Source organism: Saccharothrix sp. CCNWYY140 (assembly GCF_037401995.1).
In the GTDB taxonomy this organism is placed as follows: domain Bacteria; phylum Actinomycetota; class Actinomycetes; order Mycobacteriales; family Pseudonocardiaceae; genus Actinosynnema.
This window is the reverse complement of the sequence record NZ_JBBEGC010000045.1, coordinates 40,541-58,636: the sequence shown is the minus strand read 5'-3', so window position 1 is coordinate 58,636 and position 18,096 is coordinate 40,541. Positions and strand designations below refer to the sequence as shown.

Annotated in this window: 16 protein-coding genes; 9 read left to right on the top strand and 7 right to left on the bottom strand. The window is 71.3% G+C overall.

The window, feature by feature from the left end; translation table 11 throughout:
- Nucleotides 1–104: 104 nt before the first annotated feature.
- The gene (locus tag WBN91_RS20835; RefSeq protein ID WP_337724252.1) at nt 105–1,403 is read right to left on the bottom strand and encodes an MFS transporter; all 1,299 of its coding nucleotides are present in this window, start codon (nt 1,401–1,403) and stop codon (nt 105–107) included.
- Between the two features lie 143 nt (nt 1,404–1,546).
- On the bottom strand, nt 1,547–2,332 hold the full coding sequence (locus WBN91_RS20830; RefSeq protein ID WP_337724251.1) for a sugar phosphate isomerase/epimerase family protein: 786 nt from the start codon (nt 2,330–2,332) through the stop codon (nt 1,547–1,549).
- Between the two features lie 48 nt (nt 2,333–2,380).
- On the opposite strand from WBN91_RS20830, the gene WBN91_RS20825 reads away from it, so the two are divergent.
- Complete coding sequence (locus tag WBN91_RS20825) at nt 2,381–4,129, top strand: glycoside hydrolase family 35 protein (RefSeq protein ID WP_337724250.1); 1,749 nt, start codon at nt 2,381–2,383, stop codon at nt 4,127–4,129.
- Nucleotides 4,126–5,247, top strand: coding sequence for a Gfo/Idh/MocA family protein (locus WBN91_RS20820; protein ID WP_337724249.1), 1,122 nt, complete (start codon nt 4,126–4,128; stop codon nt 5,245–5,247). Before WBN91_RS20825 ends, WBN91_RS20820 begins: the two co-directional genes overlap by 4 nt.
- 54 nt (nt 5,248–5,301) lie before the next feature.
- Here the strand turns inward: WBN91_RS20820 and WBN91_RS20815 are convergent, their stop codons facing one another.
- Nucleotides 5,302–5,769: a MarR family winged helix-turn-helix transcriptional regulator gene (locus WBN91_RS20815; RefSeq protein WP_443217763.1), complete on the bottom strand. Its 468-nt coding sequence runs from the start codon at nt 5,767–5,769 to the stop codon at nt 5,302–5,304.
- An 81-nt stretch (nt 5,770–5,850) separates the two neighbouring features.
- On the opposite strand from WBN91_RS20815, the gene WBN91_RS20810 reads away from it, so the two are divergent.
- Both WBN91_RS20810 and WBN91_RS20805 read left to right on the top strand, forming a co-directional pair.
- Complete coding sequence (locus WBN91_RS20810; RefSeq protein ID WP_337724248.1) at nt 5,851–6,384, top strand: carboxymuconolactone decarboxylase family protein; 534 nt, start codon at nt 5,851–5,853, stop codon at nt 6,382–6,384.
- A gap of 115 nt (nt 6,385–6,499) precedes the next feature.
- A complete protein-coding gene (locus WBN91_RS20805; RefSeq protein ID WP_337724247.1) occupies nt 6,500–7,297 on the top strand; it encodes an SAM-dependent methyltransferase in 798 nt (265 codons plus the stop codon).
- A 568-nt stretch (nt 7,298–7,865) separates the two neighbouring features.
- Here the strand turns inward: WBN91_RS20805 and WBN91_RS20800 are convergent.
- Nucleotides 7,866–9,080: a cyclase family protein gene (locus WBN91_RS20800; RefSeq protein WP_337724246.1), complete on the bottom strand. Its 1,215-nt coding sequence runs from the start codon at nt 9,078–9,080 to the stop codon at nt 7,866–7,868.
- A 68-nt stretch (nt 9,081–9,148) separates the two neighbouring features.
- A complete protein-coding gene (locus WBN91_RS20795; protein ID WP_337724245.1) occupies nt 9,149–10,051 on the bottom strand; it encodes a LysR family transcriptional regulator in 903 nt (300 codons plus the stop codon).
- Between the two features lie 70 nt (nt 10,052–10,121).
- On the opposite strand from WBN91_RS20795, the gene WBN91_RS20790 reads away from it, so the two are divergent.
- The gene (locus WBN91_RS20790; RefSeq protein ID WP_337724244.1) at nt 10,122–10,718 is read left to right on the top strand and encodes a short chain dehydrogenase; all 597 of its coding nucleotides are present in this window, start codon (nt 10,122–10,124) and stop codon (nt 10,716–10,718) included.
- On the opposite strand, the gene WBN91_RS20785 is transcribed toward WBN91_RS20790, so the two are convergent.
- Nucleotides 10,708–11,136, bottom strand: coding sequence for a TetR family transcriptional regulator C-terminal domain-containing protein (locus WBN91_RS20785; protein ID WP_337724243.1), 429 nt, complete (start codon nt 11,134–11,136; stop codon nt 10,708–10,710). The genes WBN91_RS20790 and WBN91_RS20785 overlap by 11 nt on opposite strands.
- Before the next feature lie 392 nt (nt 11,137–11,528).
- Between WBN91_RS20785 and WBN91_RS20780 the strand changes: the two genes are divergently transcribed.
- The 4 genes from WBN91_RS20780 (at nt 11,529) to WBN91_RS20765 (ending at nt 17,423) form a co-directional block, all read left to right on the top strand.
- Complete coding sequence (locus WBN91_RS20780) at nt 11,529–12,536, top strand: iron ABC transporter substrate-binding protein (protein ID WP_337724242.1); 1,008 nt, start codon at nt 11,529–11,531, stop codon at nt 12,534–12,536.
- A gap of 125 nt (nt 12,537–12,661) precedes the next feature.
- A complete protein-coding gene (locus WBN91_RS20775; RefSeq protein ID WP_337724241.1) occupies nt 12,662–14,038 on the top strand; it encodes an ABC transporter permease in 1,377 nt (458 codons plus the stop codon).
- On the top strand, nt 14,035–15,048 hold the full coding sequence (locus WBN91_RS20770; protein ID WP_337724240.1) for an ABC transporter ATP-binding protein: 1,014 nt from the start codon (nt 14,035–14,037) through the stop codon (nt 15,046–15,048). Before WBN91_RS20775 ends, WBN91_RS20770 begins: the two co-directional genes overlap by 4 nt.
- Nucleotides 15,045–17,423, top strand: a complete 2,379-nt coding sequence (locus WBN91_RS20765) for a non-ribosomal peptide synthetase (protein ID WP_337724239.1) — start codon at nt 15,045–15,047, stop codon at nt 17,421–17,423. The genes WBN91_RS20770 and WBN91_RS20765 overlap by 4 nt, the downstream gene beginning before the upstream one ends.
- Here the strand turns inward: WBN91_RS20765 and WBN91_RS20760 are convergent.
- Entirely contained in the window at nt 17,374–18,081 is a 708-nt protein-coding gene (locus WBN91_RS20760; RefSeq protein ID WP_337724238.1) for a hypothetical protein, read from the bottom strand. The two genes, WBN91_RS20765 and WBN91_RS20760, sit on opposite strands and share 50 nt — an antisense overlap.
- Between the last annotated feature and the right edge of the window lie 15 nt (nt 18,082–18,096).

Here is an 18,096-nt window from a genome sequence, read left to right as displayed (position 1 = left end):
ACGGGGATGACGGAAGAAGCCCCCGCCCTTGTTCTTCCGTCCATCCTTGGCGGCCTGCCCGCCGGCGAGGCGCTTTTAATCTTTAAACCCTACCCCCACCAGCACTAACGAGGCCAATGAGAGTGGTTATCATCAATCCGATAAGAGTGGGAGTGCCGCCAAGAACCACCCACCAACACAGCGTCACGCAAGTGCTCCTCCCCCACTGCCCCCGAATGCGAATGCTCGATCACCTCAACATCAGGCCTCGGCCAAACCCCCACAGCCACCACCAAAGCCACCCCAGCCACCCCACCCAAAACCCCAAAAGTGACAGCAGCCCCAACCACCGTCATCAACCCACCAGCCAACGGATAACACACCAACCAGCACAAATGCGACAACGCGAAATCCGCCGCGAACACCGCAGGCCGATCAACCGAACCAGCCGACCGCCGCAACAACCGAGCCGCAGGCGTCAACACCAACGACCCACCAACACCCATCAGCGCCCACAACACCAACAACGCGGACCAAGACTCGACGAACACCCCCGCCACCAGGCACCCCACCAACAACCCGGCAGCCTGGAGCATCACGCTCCGATCCGACCTCCGCCGCAAAATCCCAGGCAGGCACAACGCCGCCACCACCGAACCAACCCCGTTGGCCGCCAACGCAAACGCCACGTCGACCGCGTCCCGCCCCAACCCCACCCGCACCAGGACGACGGTGTTCACCAGCACCATCGACCCAGCCGCCGCGACAGCCAGGTGCACCGCGAGCAACCCGCGCAACCGCGGAGTCGCCAAGTACACCCGCAACCCGCGCGTGGGACGACGCCGACCCACCGCCGGCGACGGCAAGGCGACCGACAAGATCAACAAAGCCGACCCGACGAACCCCACCGCCGTACCGACGAACAAGGTCTCGAAGCTGACCAACGCCAATGCCAGCGCGGCCAAGGAAGGGCTGAGCAGGGTCTCCAAGTCATAGGCCAAGCGCGACAACGTGAGCGCACGCGTGTAGTCCGCCTCGTCCTCCAAGACGTCCGGCACGGTCGCTTGAAAAGCGGGTGTGAAGGTTGCAGATGCAGACTGCAACAGGAAGATCAGCACGTACACGTGCCAGGTCTCGCTCACGAACGGCAGCGCCAAGGCAACGACCGCACGTACGACGTCCAGACCGACCAACAACGCCCGTCGCGGCACCATCCCCGCCACCGCACCGAACAACGGCGCCACGGTCACGTACGCGACCATCTTGATCGCCAGCGCAGTCCCCAGCACGGCACCCGCCCCCGGCCCGGCCAACCGGTACGCGAGCAACCCGAGCGCCACCGTCGCCAATCCCGTCCCCGTCAACGCGACGACCTGGGCAGCGAACAGGCGTCGGTAAGTGCGGAACCGAAGCACGCTCAACATGGCCCGCACGATATATGCACAAGTGCGCATGCGACTACGCTGCAACAGCCCAACTCTGGCAGCAATCTGTTCACTTCTGATCGAATGATCGCTCTCTGATTGACTCTCCCGCCCCGCGAACGAACGATCCTCCGCAGCCGACCTCACTCGGCCCCAGGCAACGAAGCGGAGGACCGGTGCGCGTACCCCTCAAACCACCCCACAGCCGCCCGCAACGCCGCATCCACCGCCCCCAACCCCGGGTACCAAGGCCGCTCCCACTCCAGCGACACCCAACCCGCCCAGTCCGCCAACACCTCCGCACACTCGCCCAACGGAACAACGCCCTCCCCCGGCGGCACAGGCGTGGTGTCGTCCACCCCAACAACATCCTTCACCTGGAAATACGCCAAGTACTCCCCCACCACAACACGGGTCTCCGCCGGCGACTCCCCATGCCGCCACGGGTGCAACGCATCCCACAGCACAGCCACCCGCTCAGGCTCCTCGAACGACTCCACCACCCGCACCGCAGCGGCCCCAGTCGGATGGCTGTCGTGGGTCTCCACCAGCAACCGCACACCGGCCGCCCTCAACTCCGGCAGAACAGCAGCGATCCGCGGACCAGCCGGCGCATCACCGCCGGGAAAAACACGCACGCTAGGCGCACCCAACCGCGACGCGAGCCGGATGAGAGCACGCAGCTCCTCGACCACCGGCTCATCGTCCCCAGGCGCACAAACCTTGGCGTACCCGGCAAGGCACGCGGCCTCCACCCCACCATCAGCAAGCGCTTTCCGCGCCGCCCGATGATCCATACCCGGATGCACCTCACCGTGCACCCGGATCTCCAGCCCGTCACACCCCGCACCAGCCGCAAGCCGAGCAGACTCGGCGAGCGACAGCTCGGGCGTCCCCAGGGTGCTGAGCGCCAAGCGCCTCGTTTCCACGGCCAGTGAGCCTGAAAGCGCTTTCCACAGATGTCAAGAGCAGAGGCGATGACCACCTTCACCGTCGAGGACGGCCGGTTCCTCCGGAACGGCCACCCCCACCGCGTCCTGTCCGGCGCGCTGCACTACTTCCGCAGCCACCCCGCGCAATGGCCGCGACGGCTCTCGGTGCTGCACGGCATGGGCCTCAACACCGTCGAGACCTACGTCCCGTGGAACCTCCACGAGCCCGCCCCCGGCCGGTACCACGACCTCGACGCCCTGACCCGCTTCCTCGACCTCGCCGCCGCCGAGGGCCTGGACGCGATCGTCCGCCCCGGCCCGTACATCTGCGCCGAGTGGGAGAACGGCGGCTTGCCCTGGTGGCTGACGGGACCACTCCGCTGCGCACACCCCAGCTTCCTCAACGCCGTGGATGCCTGGTTCGACGTGCTCATCCCCCGGATCGCACCCCACCAGACGACACACGGCGGGAACGTCGTCATGATCCAGGTCGAGAACGAGTACGGCTCCTACGGCTCGGACCAGGACTACCTGCTCCACCTGCGCGACGGGCTGCTGGATCGCGGGATCGACGTGCCGCTGTTCACCTCCGACGGCGGCGAGGCGCTGTTCCTGACCGCCGGACTGGTGCCGGACACCCTCGGCACGGTCAACTTCGGCAGCCAAGCCACCGACCAGTTCGCCGAGTTCCGCCGCCACCGGCCCCAGGACCCGTTGTTCTGCATGGAGTTCTGGGACGGCTGGTTCGACCACTGGGGCGACCAGCACACCACCAGGTCCCCCGAAGACGCCGCCGCCGCGCTGGACGAGGTCCTCGCCGCCGGCGCGTCGGTCAACCTCTACATGGCCCACGGCGGCACGAACTTCGGCTTCTGGGCGGGCGCGAACGCCTCCGGCGACCTCCACGACGGCGTCTACCGCCCCACCGTCACCTCCTACGACTACGACGCCCCGATGGACGAAGCCGGCAACCCCACCCCGAAGTACTGGGCGTTCCGCGAGGTCATCGGCAAGTACGCACCCCTGCCCGAGCCACCTCCCCCTCCCCCGACCACCCTCCCGCCACACACCATCCCCCTCACCAACTCAGTCCGCCTGATCGACGCCTTCCGCACAACCCCCACCACCCGCACCCCCCACGTCCCCACCTTCGAAGAACTCCACCAGCACCAAGGCTTCCTGCTGCACCGCACCACCCTCCCCGGCCCCCGCCCACCACTCCCCCTACGGCTGCGCGACCTCCGCGACCGAGCCCAACTCTTCGTCGACGGCACCCCACACGCAGTCTTCTCCCGCGCCACCGACCCCGAAGCCGTCGAACACGCACACGTCCCGGGCGGCGTCACCATCGAGCTACTGGTAGAGGCGATGGGCCGGATCAACTACGGCCCACTGCTGGGCGAACGCAAGGGGATCATCGGCGGCGTCCTCCACGAACGCCAGTACGTCCACGGCTGGGAAACAACCCCCATCCCACTCGACACCCTGCCCGACCTCCCCTGGGACACCGGCAACACCACCCACGGCCCGCTCTTCCTCCGCGGCACCCTCACCACCACCGCCCCACAAGACGCCTACCTCGACATGACCGGCTGGTCCAAGGGCGTCGTGTGGGTCAACGGCTTCTGCCTAGGCCGCTACTGGCACACAGGTCCACAAAGGACCCTCTACGTCCCCCAACCCGCGCTGATCCCCGGCGACAACGAAATCACCATCCTCGAACTGCACCCCGACGCGGCCCCGCGCTCGGTCACCGTCACCCCTCACCCCATCCTCGAAGGAGACCCCCGATGACCCTGCGCGTAGCGATGAACGGCGTGACCGGCCGCATGGGGTACCGCCAACACCTCACCCGGTCCATCCTGGCCATCCGCGACCAGGGCGGCGTCACCCGCGCGACCGGCGACCGCGTCGAGGTCGAGCCCATCCTGGTCGGCCGCAACGCCGCCAAGCTCGAAGAACTGGCCGCCCGCCACGACATCGCGCACTGGACCACCGACCTCGACTCCGCCCTGTCCGCCGCCGACGTCTACTTCGACGCCCAGGTCACCACCGCCCGAGCCGACGCGATCAAGCGCGCGATCGAGGCCGGCAAGCACGTCTACACCGAGAAGCCCACCGCCGAGACCCTCGCCGACGCCGTCGAACTCGCCGAACTGGCCGACAAGGCCGGGGTCAAGCACGGCGTGGTCCAGGACAAGCTCTTCCTGCCCGGCCTGCTCAAGCTCAAGCGACTGCTGGACAGCGGGTTCTTCGGGCGGGTGCTGTCGGTGCGCGGCGAGTTCGGGTACTGGGTCTTCGAGGGCGACTGGCAGAGCGCGCAGCGCCCGTCGTGGAACTACCGGTCCGAGGACGGCGGCGGCATCGTCATGGACATGTTCCCGCACTGGGCGTACGTGCTGGAGAACCTGTTCGGGCGCATCGACTCGGTCACCGCGAAGGCCGTCACGCACGTCCCGCGCCGCTGGGACGAGCACGGCGCGCCCTACACCGCGACCGCCGACGACGCCGCCTACGGCCTGTTCACCCTCGAGGGCGGGACGATCGTGCAGATCAACTCGTCGTGGTGCGTGCGCGTGGACCGCACCGAACTGGTCGAGTTCCAGGTCGACGGCACGCACGGCAGCGCCGTCGCCGGCCTGCGCAACTGCAAGGCGCAGCACCGGACCGCGACCCCGAAGCCGGTGTGGAACCCGGACCTGCCGGTGACCGAGCGGTTCACCGACGACTGGACCGAGGTGCCCGACAACGGCGACTGGGACAACGGGTTCAAGGTCCAGTGGGAGCGTTTCGTGCGCCACGTCGTGGACGACGAGCCCTTCCCGCACGACCTGCACTCCGGGGCGCGCGGCGTGGCGGTGGCCGAGGCGGCCCTCAAGTCCTCCGCCGAGGGCGTCACCGTGCGACTCTGACCCGCGGGGGTGCGCCTGAAGTCGGGCGCACCCCCACCCTCGGGCGCACCCCCGTCACGCCCCGAACCACCCAGCCACGTCGAGGCGGAAGAACCCGGGCGGAACCATCGTCCGAAGGTCCGCCTCCAGCTCGCGAACCCGTCGCACGCCCAGCGCGTCCGCCCATTCCCTCCGCACCTCCTCGAAGATCGCCGCGGACCGGTTGAGCACGTCCAGCCCGCGCGGGGTCAGCCGCACCAGCTTGCGCCGGGCGTCCGCCGGGTCGTCCACGCGCTCGACGTACCCCAGGGCTTCGAGCTTGTCCACGGTCTTGCCCGCCGCCTGCTTGGACACGCCCAGCCGCCGCCCGACCTCGCTGGCCGACGCGCCGCGGACGCCGACCGCCTGGAGCGCGAACCCGTACGCCGGCCGCACGTCCGGGTGCCCTTGGCGGGCCAGTTCGGCGTGCAGGCGGTCCACGATCGTCCGGAAGCCGGCGAACAGCAGCAGCGGCAGCTCGAAGCCGAACCCGTCCTCAGCCATCGGCGGGATCACCCTTGCCAAACTCGACAACCTGGTTTACTTTTTCGACAACCACGTTGTCGAGTTTACCGAAGGACACGCATGTTCACCCGGCACACCGCCGACACCGCACCCGCCGCATCCCAGCGCCTGATGGAGGCCACCACCAAGAAGCTCGGCTACCTGCCGGCGGCCGTGGGCCTGATGGCCACCTCCCCGCACCTGCTGGAGGGGTTCGTCAAGGTCAACGCGCTGTTCGAGCAGACCACCCTGGACCCGCTGGCCCGCGAGGTCCTGATCATGACCGTGGCCGGCCGCAACGGCTGCCACCTGTGCGTCGCCATGCACACCGCCCGCCTCCACGCCCTGAACGCGGACCAAGCGGTGATCACGGCCCTGCGCGAGGGCAAGCCGTTGGAGGACAAGCGGTTGGACGCCGTCCGCCAGTTCACCACGGAGGTGATCGAGACGGCCGGGGCGGTGTCCCCGGAGGCCTTGGCCGCGTTCACGGCCCAGGGCTTCACCCACCAGAACGCATTGGAGGTCGTCATGGGAATCGGCGTCTACACCATGTCCACCCTGGCCAACCGGCTCACCGACGCCCCGATCGACGAGCAGCTCGCCGCCTTCGCCTGACCCTCGCCACCCGAAGGGTCGTGCACCGCCGTAGCGGGCCGGAAGACCCGTGCCGGTGGACACCTCGCCGCGATAGCGTGACGCGGATTTTTCGGGTGTCGAGAAAGGACTGGGGATGCAACGACCGGCGTGGGTGGGTCCCGAGATCGACTTGCAGAAGCCGAGCCCCGCTCGGGTGTACGACGTGCACCTGGGCGGCTCGCACAACTTCCAGGTCGACCGGGACGCCGCCGCGGCGATCACGAAGGTCATGCCGGGCTTACCCGCGATCCTGCGGGCGAACCGCGCCTACCTGCGCCGCGCGGTGACGTACCTGGTGGAGCGGGGTGTCACCCAGTTCCTCGACCTGGGGTCGGGCATCCCGACGGCCGGCAACGTCCACGAGGTGGCGTGGCGGCACGACCCGTCGGCCCGGATCGTCTACGTGGACTGCGACGGGGTGGCGGTCGCGCACAGCCGCGCGATCCTGCACGACGAGCCCAACGCGGACGCCGTGCTGGCCGACCTGCGGCACCCCGCGGACGTGCTGGCGGCGGCGGAGAACCTGCTGGACTTCTCCCGCCCGGTGGCGGTGCTGATGTTCGCCGTGCTGCACTTCCTGCCCGACTCCGACGACCCGGCCGGCCTGATCCGCCAGTACTTGGAACCCACCGCGCCGGGCAGCTACCTGGCCCTGTCGCACGCCAGCTTCGAGGGCGACGCCGACCAGGCGGAGGAGGCGACCCAGCAGTTCCGCCGCCGGGTCACCGACTTCACCATGCGCACCCGCCGCGAGGTCACCGCCCTGTTCGGCGACCTGGACCTGGTCGACCCGGGAGTGGTCTACCTGCCGGAGTGGCGCCCCGACCCGGGCGACGAAACCGGCGACGCCAGCACCACCTCCACCTTCGCCGGAGTCGGCCGCAAGCACTAACCGCCGCCGCCCGGCCCGAACTGTCGTACCCCCGTGGGACAATGGAAACGGGGGCCGGAGGCCACGCCGGCGCAGCGCGCCGGTCGCGCCGAACGGGACCGGGCCGAGCCGAAGAGGGCCGCCGAACCGAGCCGAACAGGGCCGCCGAACCGAGCCGCCCCAAGCCGAGCAGAGCCAAGCCGAGCAGAGCCCCAAGCCGAGCGAAGCCGCCGGCCAAGCAGCGCCCGAAACCGAGCAGTCCCGCCGGCCGAGCAGTGCCGCCGAGGCGAACGGCCGCCGAGCCCGGCCGTTCGCCAGGCCCGGCGGCGAAGGCCGACCCCCGGCCCAGCGGCGAACCCCGAACCCCCAGCCCCAGGGGCAAGGGCCGAACCTCGAGGCCCGGCGGCGAGCGACGGACCCCCAGACCCAGCGGCGAACGACGCCCCCCAGGCCCGGCGGCCAGCGCCGAACCCTCGAGGCCCGGCGGCCAGCGCCGAACCCTCGAGGCCCGGCGGCCAGCGCCCAACCCCCAAGCCCGGCGGCCGGCGCCGAACCCCCGAGGCCCGGCGGCGAGCGCCAGACCCCCAGGTCAGCGGCGGGGTTGGCCGAGGGCTGCCGGTGGGGTGTTGCCGGCCGTCGCGCCCTCCGCGTACTGGGGCGTCACGATGAACACGAACTCGTGCACCCCGTCCGCCGCCAGCTCGTCCACCACGTACGACTCGCCGATGCGGATGCCGTGCCGCATGATCAGCTCCTGGTGCACCGGAAAAGCCGTGCCGTCGCCGTTGACCGGGTTCCCGAGCACCTCCAGCGCCCACGTGTCGCCGCCGACGATCGCGGGTCGGAACCGGGCCAGCCACCGGGCCTCGCGCAGGTAGATGCCGGGCATCCCGCCGGCCGCCTCCCAGCGCGCGATGTCGGCCGGGTCGCGCCGTGCCAGCAGCTGGTGCCAGCCGGTGTGGAACAGGACCGCGTCGCCGGGTTCGATGCGGTCGATGCCGCCGAACTCCATCGCGTCCTTGATGTCCTCGACGGTGATGCGGTAGTTCTCGCGCAGCAACGGCTTCCCGTTGCTCGCGGGCTCGGCCAGGTCCTCCACGCGGTCGCGGGCGAGCTTCACGCCGAGCACGTCGAGCAGCACGCCGCGCGTCACGACCGGTCCCACGTGCTCCGCGCCGAGCGCGGTCGTGCCGTGGGCGCGGGCGATGTCCGGGCCGCGCCGGCCGTTGTAGAAGAACTCCGCCGCGCCGACGTGGTTGAGGTTGTCGGTCTGGGAGCCGATCTGGTAGGTCGCCGCCAGCGGCTTGGGGTGCTTGGGCGAGAACTCCGCCTCGAACCGCTCCTCGTGGACGCTGATCCGGTTGGCGCCCAGCGGTTCCAGCGCGACCAGGATGCCGCCCTGCTCGAGGAACCCGGGCGGCGGCGGGTAGCCCCAGATGGTCAGCCGCTGCTCGTGGGTGCGGCGGGGGTCGGTGCGGAAGGCCGGGAAGCCGTTCCACATCAGCTCGCCGAGGTTGTAGGTCTTGACCGGCCGGCGCGGCTTGAGCACGGCCAGGGCGGCGGCGGTCTTGGCCGGGGTGACCTCGTTGAGCGCGCCGCGCTGGTCGTCCGGGCCGTAGCGGCTGGGCGCCCAGTCGGACAGGTTCGCCGGGTCGGCGTAGTCGAACGGGGTGTCGTCGAACCGGCCGGCGTCCGCGGGAGAGGCCGCGGCCGGGACCGGGACGGCGGTGGCCAGGCCGGCGGCGCCCGCCAGCTTCAGCAGGTCCCGGCGGGCGAGGTGGTGGCGCAGCAGGTCGGGGTTCACGCGGCGACTCCTTCGGCGGGCGACAACGCCTGAGCAGTACCGGCAACCCGCCGGCCGCGCAACGACCGTCACCTCAACGCGGTAACGGCGTGCTCCCCGAACAACGCGGTGACGGCGTGCTCCCCGAACAACGCGGTGACGGCGTGCTCCCGGAACGCCGCCGTCGCGCCGTGCGTGGGCCGGCGCGGCCACACCAGGCGGACGGTGACGGTGGTCGCGTCGGCGAGCGGCAGGTAGCGGATGTCCGGGTGCGGGTGGCTGTGCCGGGTCGCCTCCGTGGTCACCCCGACGGCCTCGCCCAGCGCGATCGTGGTCAGCCACTCGTCCACCCCGGGCACCTCGAACGTGTTCGGCCGCGAGTCCGGCGGCCATAGGTCGGCGCTCGTGGTCGCGGCGGTCGAGCACAAGGCCACCGGCTCGTCGGCGAGGTCGGCCAGGTGCAGGACGTCCTTGTCCGCCAACGGGTTCCCCTCCGACACGGCGGCGATCCGGTGCTCCGGGTACAGCACCCGCGACACCAGCGCCGGGTCGGACGGCGTCGTGCGCATGAACGCGATGTCGACTTCTCCCTTGCGCAACGCCGCTTCCGGGTCGTCGCACCGCCGCACCTGGACCGGCGTGTCGGGCCGCGCCTCCCGCCAGCCGCGCAGCAGCGGCAGCGTGTGCCGCCCCAGCCCCGCCCACCCGAAACCGACGCGCAGCGGGCGCGGTCCGGCGGCGGTCTCGGCGAGGGCGTCGTCGACCTGGGCGAGGATGCGGTGGGCGTGTTCCCACAGGCGACGACCGGCGTCGGTCAGGGCGAGGCTGCGGGTGGTGCGCTCGACCAGCCGCGTGCCCAGGCGTTGTTCGAGCTGGTCGAGCGTGCGGGACAGCGCGGGTTGGCTGACGTGCAGCACCGCGGCGGCGTCGGTGATCGTGCCCTCGTCCCCGATGGCGGCCAGCGCCCGCAGGTGCCGAAGCTCGACATTCATAACCAGGGAGCATAAGTGCCTTACAAGAAGCATTTCCCGCAACCGCCGCGCGCGGCCTAACGTTCCCGTTGTGAAGATCCTTCTCATCGGCGCGTCGGGCCTCATCGGCACCGCCGTCCACAAGACGTTCCTCGACCGCAGCCACGAGGTCCTGACCGTCGGCCGCACGTCCGGCGACCTGCGCTTCGACCTGACCGACCCGGCCCAGGTCGGCGCCCTGTACGCGGCGACCGGCCCGGTGGACGCGGTGGTGAGCGCGGCGGGCGACGTCCCCTTCAAGCCCCTGCCCGACCTGACCGCCGACGACTTCCGCGCCGGCTTCGCGGGCAAGGTGCTCAGCCAGGTCGAGCTGGTCCGCCAGGGCCTGGCGCACGTGGCGGAGCGCGGCTCGTTCACCCTGATCACCGGCGTGCTGGCGCGGGAGCCGATCGTGTCCGGCTCGGTGGCGTCGCTGGCGAACGGCGCGGTGGAGGCGTTCGTGCGGGCGGCGGCCATCGAGATCGCCCCGCAGCGGATCAACGCCGTGAGCCCGACCGTGGTCACCGAGGCGCTGGACGCGTACGGCGACTTCTTCCCCGGCATGCCCCCGGTCGACCTGGCCGAGGTCACCCAGGCCTACGTCCGGTCGGTGGAAGGGCCGTTGACCGGCCAGGTCTTCATCCCGTAGTTCGCAGCACCCGGTCGACCTGGTGGTCCAGCACGGCTTGCGCCGCTTCCGGCGTGCGGTGGCCCAGGGCGATGTCCACGCCGAGGCTCGTCGCCAGTGACCAGCAGATGTCGGCGTCCACGCGGTCGGTGTCGAGGGCGTTCCCGCGGGCGGCGGCGATCAGATCGGCGGTGAAGGTGATGAGGTTGTCGTCGCCGGGGGTCAGGACGCGGGCCATCGTCGGGTCGGCGATGGCCCGCCCCAGCACCGCCGCGCCGAAGCGGAGCAGGCGGACGCTTTCCTCGTCGCCCGTCACCAGCGCGCCCAGGCAACGCCGCAGCACTTCGCCGGCCGTGGCGCCGGTGGTCAGGGAGCGTTCGATGCGGGCGTTCAGGGCCAGGACGCACCGGTCGAGGGCGTCGCTAACCAGCACGTCCATCGACGGGTAGTAGTGCTGCATCTGCCCCGTCGCCCGCCACGGCCCCGACCTTCTCGCAGCGTCACACCGTCCAGCCCTTCGCGGACGGCCAGCGACCACACGGCCTGCTCTCGTGGCTGCCCGGCGGCTTCCCGGCGGCTCCGACGGTCTACCTGGCGAGCGTCCTCCCCGCGGCCGACGCAAGTGAGGTGTGTCCCGGATCCTGAGCCCTCCGGCGCGACGCAAGTGATCGACATCTGCCGTACGGGTGATCGACTTCGGCGATCTTGGCGATCGGGTGATGTGGCGGATGGCTCATCACGTAACGGCCACGGTGACTTGCCTCCGGCTTAGGCTAGCTTTACCTTTGCTGCGCTCTGGCCACCTGGGGGTGAGTCCGAGGAGGACGCGCAGTGATCCGTCGCGCACGCAATGCCGCCGTGGTGGTGGCCCTGCTGGTCGCACCCCTGGCCGGTTGTGGTTCGGAGGCCGCCGACGAGGATGCCCTCGTCATCTACTCCGGGCGGAACAAGGAGCTCGTCGGGGGTGTGCTCGACCAGCTCCAGCAGGCCACCGGCACCAAGGTCGAGGTCCGGTACGGCAGCAGTGGCGAGATGGCCGCCCAGCTGCTGGAGGAGGGCGAGCGCACCAAGGCCGACCTGTTCTTCTCGCAGGACGCCGGTGCGCTGGGCGCCGTCAGCGACAAGCTGGCCGAGCTGCCCGCCGACGTGCTCGACCTGGTCCCCGCCGGGTACCGGGCCGACGACAAGCGCTGGGTGGGCACCTCCGCGCGCGCCCGCGTCGTCGCCTACGACCCGCGGGTGGTCACGGAAGTGCCGAACAGCCTCGACGAGGTCGTGGACCCGAAGTACAAGGGCAAGGTCGGGTACGCACCGACCAACGCGTCCTGGCAGGCGTTCGTCACCTCCGTCCGCGTGCTCAAGGGCGAGGACTTCGCCAAGGACTGGCTGCGCAAGTTCGCCGCCAACGAGCCCAAGCGCTACGACAACAACATCGCCATCCTCAACGCGATCAACGACGGCCAGCTCCCCCTGGGCCTGATCAACCACTACTACTGGTACGCCAAGGTCGCCGAGAACGGCGCGGACGCGGTGAAGGTCAAGCTGCACCACGTGTCAGGCGGTGACCCGTTGGGCCTGGTCAACGTGGCGGGCGTGGGCGTGATCGCCGGTTCGGACAAGGCGGAGGCGGCGCAGAAAGCCGTGCGGTTCCTGCTGTCCGAGCAGGCGCAGAAGTACTTCGCCGACGAGACCGCCGAGTACCCGGCCGTGCCGAGCGTGAAGTCCGGCAAGCACCAGCTGCCGCCGCTGTCGGACCTGCACGGACCGGACATCGACCTGGCCAAGCTGTCCTCCCTCCAGCAGACCCTGGCACTGCTCCAGGAAGCGGGGCTGTCCTGAACGGCCCCCTGCGGGCCGCACCGACGAACACCGCATTCGCCCTGGTCGTCGCCGGGGCCGCCCTGACTCCCCTCGCCTACCTCGCCGTCCGCTCGTTCGACCACGGCGCGGGGGTGGTCTGGCGGGTGCTGTGGCGGACCCGCACGCTGGACCTCGCCGTGCGCAGCCTCGCCCTCGCGGGCGCGGTGACGGCGGCGTGCCTGGTGCTGGGGGTGCTGGGCGCGTGGCTGGTGGTGCGCAGCGACCTGCCGGGGCGCCGGGTGTTCGGCGTGCTGCTGGTGCTGCCGCTGGCCGTGCCCTCCTACGTCGCCGGGTTCACCTGGATCGCCTTCCTGCCCGGGTTGACCGGGTTCGCGGGGGCGTTCCTGGTGCTGACGCTGGTGTCCTACCCGTACGTGTTCCTGCCCGTGGCGGCGGCGTTGCGCACGGCCGACCCTGGCGTGGAGGAGGTCGCGCGGTCGTTGGGGCGTGGACGGTTCCGGACGTTCCTGTCGATCACGCTCAGGCAGGTCCGGCCCGCCGCCACCGCCGGTGGGCTGCTGGTGGCGTTGTACGTGCTCAGCGACTTCGGGGCGGTGTCGCTGATGCGGTACGAGGCCTTCACGCTCGGCATCTACACCAGCTACCGCGCCACGTTCGACCGCACACCGGCCGCCGTCCTGGGGTGCGTGCTGGTGGTGCTGGCCATCGCGTTGACCATCGGCGAGCGCCGGGCGCGTGGCGCGGTCGCCACCCGGGAACACCGTGGCGCGATCACGGTTCCGTTGGGGCGTCTGAAGGTTCCGGCCCTGCTGGGCACGGTCGGGCTGGTCGCGGTGTCGTTGGGGACGCCCGTGTTCAGCCTCGGCTGGTGGCTCGCGGCCGGTCGGTCCGCCTTCAGCGGTGACCTGGCCACCACGACCCTGAACACGATCTCGGTGTCCGCGCTGGGTGCCGCGCTCACGATCGTCCTGGCCCTGCCGGTGGGCGTGCTCGCCGCGCGGCACCGGGGTCCGCTGGTGCGCGGGGTGGAGTTGGCGAGCTTCGCCGGGCACGCGCTGCCCGGCATCACGGTCGGGTTGGCGCTGGTGTTCTTCGGCATCCGGTTCGCGCCCGGCCTCTACCAGACGACGCCGATGCTCGCGTTCGCCTACGCCGTGCTGTTCCTGCCGCTGGCGGTGGGCGCGGTGCGCACGGCCGTCGCCTACGCGCCGCCGGTGCTGGAGGACGTGGCGCGGTCGCTGGGCAAGGGGCGTGCGGAGACCCGGTTGCGGGTGACCGTGCCGCTGGCCGCGCCGGGCATCCTCGCCGGCGCCGCGCTGGTGTTCCTGACCTGTGCCAAGGAGTTGCCCGCCACGCTGCTGCTGCGGCCGACCGGCGTGGACACCCTGGCCACCGAGCTGTGGACCAAGACCGAGGTCGCCGCGTACGCCGCCGCCGCGCCCTACGCGGCCGTGCTGCTGGTGGTGGCGGCGATCCCGGCGGTGGTGCTGGACCGGTTCCTGCGTGGAGGTGACCGATGAGCGGGTTGCGGATCAGCGGGCTGGTCGCGGGGTACGGCCCGGAACCGGTGCTGCGCGGGGTGGACCTGGACGTGCCGGACGGTGGTCTGCTGGCCGTGCTCGGGCCGTCGGGCTGCGGCAAGACCACGCTGCTGCGGGTGCTGGCCGGGTTCCACCCGGTCCGCTCGGGCGCGATCTCCTTGGGGGACAAGGTACTCGCCGACGGTTCGGTGGACGTGCCGCCGGAACGCCGCGGCATCGGGATCGTGCCGCAGGAAGGCGCGTTGTTCCCGCACCTGACCGTCGCCGGCAACGTCGGCTTCGGGTTGCCGCGCGGGCGTCGGCGCGACCGGGTGGCCGAACTCCTCGACCTGGTGGGGCTTTCCGGGTTCGAGGACCGGCTGCCCGCGCAGCTGTCCGGCGGGCAGCGGCAGCGGGTCGCGTTGGCGCGCGCGTTGGCGCCCCGGCCCGGTGTGGTGTTGATGGACGAGCCGTTCTCGTCGCTGGACGCGGCGCTGCGCGACGAGCTGCGGGCCGACGTGCGGGCGGCGCTGCGGACGTTCGGGGCGACGGCGTTGCTGGTGACGCACGACCAGGAGGAGGCGCTGGGCGTGGCCGACCGGGTCGCCGTGCTGCGCGGCGGCGTGGTGGCGCAACTCGGTGCGCCGCACCAGGTCTACGCGTCGCCGGCCGACCTCGGGGTGGCGTTGTTCGTCGGCGAGGCGGTGACGTTCGCGGGCGAGGCGCGCGACGGCGTGGCCGAGACCCCCCTGGGCCGGCTCGCGGTGAAGGGCGACGGGCCGGGCACCGTGCTGGTGCGGCCCGAGCAGCTGCACCTGGGTGACGAGGGCGTACCCGCGACCGTGGCGGACGTGCTGTTCCACGGCCACGACGCCACCGTGCTGCTGCGCCTGGCGGACGGCACGGTCGTGCGGTCCCGCGTCCAGGGTCCGCTGCCGGTGCGGCCGGGCGACGACACGTCCGTGACCGTGGCCGGTTCGGCGCTGTTCTTCGCGGGCGGCGCGGCATGACCGCCACCGCCGACCTCGGATTCGCCGCGGGCCTGGCCGCGTACGGCTCCCGGATCGCCGAGGTGAGCAGCGGCACCACGTACGAAGAGCTGGACCGGCGAGTGGTCGCGATGGCGGACCGGCTCGGCACGACCCGCCGACTGGTCCTCCTCGCCACGCGCAACGACTTGGAGTCGCTGGTGGCGTACCTGGCGGCGCTGCGCGGCGGCCACCCGGTGCTGCTGTGCGCGCCCGGCCAGGTCGAGGCGTTGACGACGGCCTACGACCCGGACGTCGTGCTCGCCGACGACTTCGTCGAACGCCGGCCCGGCACCACGCACGACCTGCACCCGGACCTGGCGCTGCTGCTGTCCACCTCCGGCACCACGGGCTCGCCGAAGCTGGTGCGGCTGTCGGCGGACAACCTGCGCGCCAACGCCGAGGCCATCGCCGAGTACCTGGACATCCGGCCCGGCGACCGCGCGATCACGTCGTTGCCGATGCACTACTGTTACGGCTTGTCGGTGGTGAACAGCAACCTGCTGCGCGGCGCGGGACTCGTGCTCACCGACCGGTCCGTGGTCGACCGGGAGTTCTGGGACCTGGTGCGCGAGCACGGGGTGACCAGCCTGCACGGCGTGCCGCACACGTTCGACCTGTTGGACAGCACCGGTTTCGCCTCCCGGGACGTGCCGTCGCTGCGGTACGTCACCCAGGCCGGCGGCCGGCTCGCGCCCGACCGGGTGGCGGCGTACGCGGCGCTGGGCGAGTCGCGCGGCTGGCGGTTCTTCGTGATGTACGGGCAGACCGAGGCCACCGCGCGGATGGCCTACCTGCCACCGGAACTGGCGCGCACCCACCCGTCGGCGATCGGCGTGCCGGTGCCGGGCGGGTCGTTCGACGTGGTGGACGGCGAACTGGTGTACCGCGGGCCGAACGTGATGCTGGGGTACGCGTCCGGCCCTTCGGACTTGGCACTGGGGCGCACGACGTGGGAGCTGCGCACGGGCGACCTGGGGCGGCTGACCGAGGATGGCCTGTACGAGGTGGTGGGGCGGCGCAGCCGGTTCGTGAAGCCGTTCGGGCTGCGGGTGGACCTCGACCAGGTCGAACGGGTGCTCGCGGACGCGGGTCTGCCGGCGGTGTGCGCGGGGGACGACGACGTGCTGGTGGTCGCCGTGCACCGGGGCGTGCGGCGGGCGAAGGCTCTGGTGCGGGAGCGGTTCGGGCTGCCGGACGTCCGGGTCGTCCGGGTGGACGAGTTCCCCTTGCTGGACAACGGGAAGATCGACTACCGGGCGGTCGGGCGGCTCGGTGCGCCTGCCGCGGTCGGGTCGGTGCGGGAGTTGTACGCGTCGGTGCTCGGCGAGGAGGTCCGGGACGACTCGACGTTCGTGTCGCTGGGCGGTGATTCGCTGACCTACGTGCGCGTGTCGGTGGAGTTGGAGCGGCTGCTGGGCCGGCTGCCCGCGAACTGGCCCGAGGTGCCGGTGTCCGCGCTGGAACGGGGCCGGGTGGCGCCGCGCCGGGTGCCGGTGGTGGAGACGGACATCGTGCTGCGGGCGCTGGCGATCGTGCTGGTCGTCGGGTCGCACATCAAGGTGTTCGACGTGACCGGTGGCGCGCATCTGCTGCTGGTGGTCGCCGGGTGGAACTTCGCTCGTTTCCTGCTGCCGGGTTCTCCTCGGAGGATCCTGCGCAGTGCGGCGCTGGTCGCCGTGCCGACGTCGTTGTGGCTGGTGTACCGGGTGTTCACCACCGACGACGTGACTTGGGTGAACGTGGTGCTGGTCAACAACTTCGTGCGCACCGGGGCTGTCGGGTACTGGTTCGTCGAGGTGTTGGTGCATGTGTTGTTGGTGCTCGCGGTGGTGTTCGCGGTGCCTCGGGTGCGGGAGTGGGAGCGGGCGTCCGGGTTCGCGTTCGCCCTTGTCGCGTTGGCGGTGTTGTCCTTGCCGCGGTTGGTGTTCGGCGCGGACGCCTCGTTCGTCGAGCGGAACATGACGACCGTGGGCGCGGTGTGGTTCTTCGCCCTGGGGTGGCTGGCGTTCCGCGCCGACACCATTGTCCGGCGGTGTGTGGTGCTGGTGGTGGCGATGGCCCTGGTGCCGGGGTCGTTCGACGACCCAGCACGGGAAGGTGTCGTGCTGGTCGGGTTGGCGTTGCTGCTGGCCCTGCCCCGGGTTCCGCTGCCGAGGCCGGTGGTGGGGGTCGTGAGCCTGGTCGCGAGTGCGTCGCTGTACATCTACCTGACGCACTACGCGGTGTTCCCGCCGTTGCTGGAGTTCTTCCCGCCGGCGGTGGTGGTCGTGCTGAGCCTCGCGGTCGGGATCGCCGCGTGGCGGGTCACCCGGTTCGCGTCGCGGTGGTCTCGGTCAGGGTCCGCTGCCCGGTGACGTACTCGCTGTGGACGCCGAACGTCATCGGCGCGCCCACCGGGGTCGTGGTCCGCACGTAGCTGCGGCCTTGGTGGGTGGCGCCGAAGGTGATCGCGAACCGCTGGGTGACCGGGCGGTCCTGCGGCGGCACGGTGCTGGGCGGGAAGATCTCGTCGGAGGCCCAGGTGTAGCGGTCGCGGTAGGGGCGGGAGACCTTCTCGAACGTGTTCTCCAGGACGGTGCCCACGGCCGGGATGGTGATCAGCATCCCGCGCGTGCCGTCCGCGTACCGCGTGTTGTAGACGACGACCTCCGCGGTGCCCGCCGGGTAGAACTCCGCGCGGCCGGAGCCGACGCGGGAGCCTTCGGGACAGGCGTTGCGGTCGAGCTGCGCCCGGTCGCACGTCGGGAAGCCGGCGGCGTCGAAGCGGACGGAGTCGTCGAACAGGAACACGAACCGGCGGGGTGCGGCGGGCTTCTCCCCCGACTCGGTCCAGCGCCGGGCGTCGAGGCCGAGCAGCACGCCGTGCCCGCCGTCGGGGGTGACGGAGGCGGTGCCCTCTTCGAGGTTGACCGGGCCGGGGACATTGGGCTCGTGGGGCGCCTGCGGGCCGGTGGGCGCGGGGTCGGCGCAGGTGAGGGCGGTGACCAGTAACGATGTGACGAGTGCGTGCATGGCGAGCCTCCTGAG

Coding starts and splice junctions, on each gene's coding strand:
- WBN91_RS20805 (WP_337724247.1), top strand. CDS start 6,500: ATGCAACGACCGGCGTGGGTGGGTCCCGAGATCGACTTGCAGAAGCCG.
- WBN91_RS20795 (WP_337724245.1), bottom strand. CDS start 10,051: ATGAATGTCGAGCTTCGGCACCTGCGGGCGCTGGCCGCCATCGGGGAC.
- WBN91_RS20815 (WP_443217763.1), bottom strand. CDS start 5,769: ATGGCTGAGGACGGGTTCGGCTTCGAGCTGCCGCTGCTGCTGTTCGCC.
- WBN91_RS20770 (WP_337724240.1), top strand. CDS start 14,035: ATGAGCGGGTTGCGGATCAGCGGGCTGGTCGCGGGGTACGGCCCGGAA.
- WBN91_RS20760 (WP_337724238.1), bottom strand. CDS start 18,081: ATGCACGCACTCGTCACATCGTTACTGGTCACCGCCCTCACCTGCGCC.
- WBN91_RS20825 (WP_337724250.1), top strand. CDS start 2,381: ATGACCACCTTCACCGTCGAGGACGGCCGGTTCCTCCGGAACGGCCAC.
- WBN91_RS20765 (WP_337724239.1), top strand. CDS start 15,045: ATGACCGCCACCGCCGACCTCGGATTCGCCGCGGGCCTGGCCGCGTAC.
- WBN91_RS20810 (WP_337724248.1), top strand. CDS start 5,851: ATGTTCACCCGGCACACCGCCGACACCGCACCCGCCGCATCCCAGCGC.
- WBN91_RS20835 (WP_337724252.1), bottom strand. CDS start 1,403: ATGTTGAGCGTGCTTCGGTTCCGCACTTACCGACGCCTGTTCGCTGCC.
- WBN91_RS20820 (WP_337724249.1), top strand. CDS start 4,126: ATGACCCTGCGCGTAGCGATGAACGGCGTGACCGGCCGCATGGGGTAC.
- WBN91_RS20785 (WP_337724243.1), bottom strand. CDS start 11,136: ATGGACGTGCTGGTTAGCGACGCCCTCGACCGGTGCGTCCTGGCCCTG.